Below are 2336 nucleotides of genomic sequence, written 5' to 3' on the forward strand. Positions count from 1 at the left end.
TTGATGGTGGGGTGTGGCCTCCGCGGGATGCGGTGCGGGTGGATGCCGAGGGGTGTTACGAGGTGTTCGCCGGGGCTGGGTTTGGTTATGGTCCGGTGTTCCGTGGTTTGCGGGGGGTGTGGCGTCGTGGTGAGGAGTTGTTCGCCGAGGTAGTGCTACCGGACGACGGCACTGAGCCCGGGGCGGGTTTCGGCCTGCACCCGGCGCTGCTCGATGCCGGCCTGCACGCGCTCTTGCTCAGTGCCCTCCAGTCTGATGGTGGGCGTGATGGCGGTGGTCGTGGTGTGGGTCCGGCGGTTCCGTTCTCGTGGGAGGGTGTGTCGCTGTTCGCTGCGGGTGCGTCCGTGCTGCGGGTGCGGTTGGTGCCGGTGGGGGAGGGGGCGGTGTCGGTGACTGCGGTGGACCCGGCGGGGGACCCGGTCATCGCCGTCGACGCCCTCCACACCCGCACCCTCACCAGCGAGGATGCGAGCGGTACGGACGTCCAACTGCGCGATGCGCTCTTCGGTGTCCGGTGGACCGCTGTCCCCCTCGCGCCGGCAGCCCCGGCCACCAGTGTCGCGCTCCTCGGTCCCGACCGGCTGGGCCTCGCCGACGCGCTCGTCCGCTCGTCCGGGACGACCGCGCACACCTACGCGAGCGTCACCGCGCTGATCGAGGCCGGGCCGGATGCGCCGGTACCTGCGACCACGCTCGTCGCCGTCCGCGCGGACGAAGACGCCCTCCGGGACGGTGCGACCGTCGACGCGACTCACCGACTCACCACCGAGACCCTGCTCACGATCCAGGCATGGTTGGCCGGCGAACGTGTCGCGGCCGGGCGCCTGGTCTTCGTGACCCGTGGTGCGGTCGGCGGCCAGGGTCCCGCAGCCGCGGCCGTTCAGGGCCTGGTCCGATCCGCCCAGTCCGAGAATCCCGGCGTCTTCGGCCTGATCGACCTCGACGGCTCCGACGCGTCCGTCGAGGCGCTCGCCCAGGCCCTCACCACCGATGAACCGCAACTGCTCCTGCGCGACGGACGACCGCACGCCGCCCGCCTGACCCGTCTCACGCCCCAGGCCGGAGCCACCGCGCCGACCGCGTGGAACACCGAGGGCACGGTGCTGATCACCGGTGGCACCGGTGGGCTCGGCGCGCAGTTCGCCCGCTACCTCGTCGACGAACACGGCGTGCGCAACCTCCTGCTCGTCAGCCGACGCGGACCGGCCGCCCCGGGCGTCGGCGAGCTGGTCGCCGATCTCGAAGCGCTCGGTGCCGAGGTGGTGGTCCGGGCGTGTGATGTGACGGATCGTGCTGCGGTGTTGGCGTTGGTGGCTGGGCATCGGGTGTCGGCGGTGGTGCATGCGGCGGGGGTGTTGGATGACGGTTTGGTTGTGGGGTTGACGCCGGAGCGGTTGTCGGCGGTGTTGCGGCCGAAGGTGGATGCGGCGTGGCACTTGCACGAGGCGACGCGTGATGTGGAGTTGGACGCGTTCGTGGTGTTCTCGTCGGTGGCGGGTACGTTCGGTAGCCCGGGGCAGGGCAACTACGCGGCGGCGAACGCGTTCTTGGACGCGTTGATGGCGCAGCGTCAGAGGTTGGGTCTGCCGGGTGTGTCGCTGGCGTGGGGGCCGTGGGAGCGGTCCGGCGGCATGACGGGCACATTGACGGATGCCGAGGCCGAGCGCCTCGCCCGTTCCGGGATGCCGCCGCTCACGGTCGAACAGGGCCTCGCCCTCTTCGACGCCGCGCTCGCCCTCGGCAGCACTCCTACGCCCGACTCAGCACGAGCAACGACCGGTGCAGCCGGAACCGACCGCACGCCAGACGGCGCAGACGGCACTGATGCCGCAGACGGCGCGCTCGTCGCTCCGGTCCGGCTCGACCTCGCGGCACTGTCCGCACAGAGTGAGGTGCCCGCGATCCTGCGCGGATTGGTGCGGACCCGCACTCGCCGCACGGCGGCCGGAGGCTCCGCAACCGTTGCCGGACTGGTCGGCCGCCTCTCCGAACTCCCGTCCCACGCCCGCCGGCAGGAACTCCTGGACCTGGTCCGCACCCAGGCGGCCCTCGTACTGGGCCACGCCGATCCGGCCACTGTGAACACCAACGCACAGTTCCGGGATCTCGGCTTCGACTCCCTCACGGCCGTCGAACTCCGCAACCGCCTGAGCACCGCCACCGGCCTCCGCCTCACCGCGACACTGGTCTTCGACTACCCGAACACCGACGCCCTGGCCGAGCACTTGCAGACGGAGTTGTTCGGTGCGGTCGAGGGTGAGTTGGGGGAGTTGGTGCCGGCGGTGGTGTCGTTGGCGGATGATCCGGTCGTGGTGGTGGGTATGGCCTGCCGGTAT

At 71.2% G+C, this 2336-nt stretch carries 1 protein-coding gene; it reads left to right on the plus strand.

What is annotated here, in order from left to right:
• Positions 1-11: 11 nt before the first annotated feature.
• Positions 12-2336, plus strand: a 2325-nt coding sequence (locus ABD385_RS41075; protein ID WP_344585368.1) for a type I polyketide synthase, incomplete at its 3' end; no start/stop codon positions are given.

Origin of the sequence: Streptomyces lunalinharesii, from assembly GCF_039532155.1 — a bacterium.
GTDB lineage: Bacteria > Actinomycetota > Actinomycetes > Streptomycetales > Streptomycetaceae > Streptomyces > Streptomyces lunalinharesii.